Origin of the sequence: Janthinobacterium sp. GW458P (genome assembly GCF_002127585.1) — a bacterium.
Classification (GTDB): Bacteria; Pseudomonadota; Gammaproteobacteria; order Burkholderiales; family Burkholderiaceae_D; genus Janthinobacterium.
In genome coordinates, this window is the sequence record NZ_NEGZ01000135.1 from 1 (window position 1) to 1,519 (window position 1,519).

The following is a 1,519-nucleotide window of genomic DNA, read 5'->3' on the forward strand; positions in this document are numbered from 1 at the left end:
TGTACGTCATCTCGCCTTTTTCAACCTGCTCGACAACGCTCAATTTAAAAGCCAGGCTGTAATCTCGCTGACTGCGTCGAAACCCTTGTTCCATCGGACACTCCTTCTCTGTAACGAAAAAGTGTCAACTTATTCCAGGACGGGTCATCCCCATAAAAAAAGCCCGCGCTCGCAAGCACAGGCTTCTTTGGGTGCGCCGCAGCGGCGAATGCCGCGGCGCGTCCGGTTTTCGTTGTCAGGAACGCGCTTACGCGAAGTTCTTGGCAACGAAGTCCCAGTTGACCAGGCCCCAGAACGTTTCCACGTACTTGGCGCGCAGGTTGCGGTAATCGATGTAGTAGGCGTGTTCCCACACGTCGCAGGTCAGCAGCGGCTTGTCGCCGGTGGTCAGCGGGCAGCCCGCATTCGAGGTGTTGACGATGTCGACGGAACCGTCGGCTTTTTGCACCAGCCAGGTCCAGCCGGAACCGAAGTTGCCCACGCACGACTTGGTGAATTCTTCCTTGAACTTGTCGAACGACGACCATTTGGCGTTGATCGCGTCAGCCACGGCACCGGTAGGCGCGCCGCCGCCGGCCGGCTTCATGCCGTTCCAGTAGAAGGTGTGGTTCCACACTTGCGCCGCATTGTTGAAGATGCCGCCCGACGATTTCTTGATGATGTCTTCCAGCGACAGGTTCTCGAACTCGGTACCCTTGATCAGGTTGTTCAGGTTGGTGACATACGCCTGGTGATGCTTGGCATAGTGGTATTCCAGGGTTTCTTTCGAAATATGCGGCGCCAGAGCGTCCATTTCATACGGCAGTGGTGGCAGAGTATGTTCCATGTGATGTCCCTTTATGGTGAGTGTTCGGAGTCATCCGGCCTGGGCCGGAGGGTTGAGCCATGCGTGCTTGAATCAAGCATTCTTGCTGAACGAGCCACTATTGTAAAGCGGATGCGCCATTGCTGCAGATTCGGGCCTGCGTCGCGGATGCTGGTGGCGTAGTGATTCTCGTTCAGCCTGAAGCGGATGGAAATGTTCCCCGCCGCGAGCCTCAGCGGATGCGGCGCGTGGCGTCGCGCCCGATCCATTCCAGCGGCGCCATGCTCGCCAGGACGGCGCCGCCGCTATTGCAATTATTCCAGCGTTGCCTGCACGCTGGCGATGCCGATCTGCGCGCTGCCTTCGGCCAGGCGCACGTTGACGTTCTGGCGCGCCTGCAGCTGCGCCGGCGAGCGCACGATGTTGCCCTTTTCGTCGCGCAGGATGGCGTAGCCGCGTTCCAGGGTGCGCTGCGGATTCAACAGTTCCAGCTGGGCCGCCAGGCCGTCGAGGCGGTGGCGCCGCTGCGTGAGCAGCTGCGCCATGGCCGCGCCGCCGCGCCGCTGCATCTCCACCAGGCGCGCGCGCGGCGCCGTGACGTCGGGCCGCAAGGCCGCCCAGCGGCTGCGCAGGCGTTCAAGCGCGTAGTGCGACTGGTTCACGGGCGCGCGCGCCGCATGCGTCATGGCCGTGGACAGGGCCAGCAGCTGCAGG

The 1,519-nt window shown here is 61.7% G+C and carries 2 protein-coding genes; both read right to left on the bottom strand.

What is annotated here, in order from left to right; translation table 11 throughout:
* Positions 1 to 247: 247 nt before the first annotated feature.
* A complete protein-coding gene (locus tag CBW50_RS28355; protein ID WP_076567501.1) occupies positions 248 to 826 on the bottom strand; it encodes a Fe-Mn family superoxide dismutase in 579 nt (192 codons plus the stop codon).
* Between the two features lie 293 nt (positions 827 to 1,119).
* Positions 1,120 to 1,519: exodeoxyribonuclease VII large subunit (locus CBW50_RS28360; RefSeq protein WP_301178826.1), on the bottom strand; the 400-nt coding region annotated here is incomplete at its 5' end.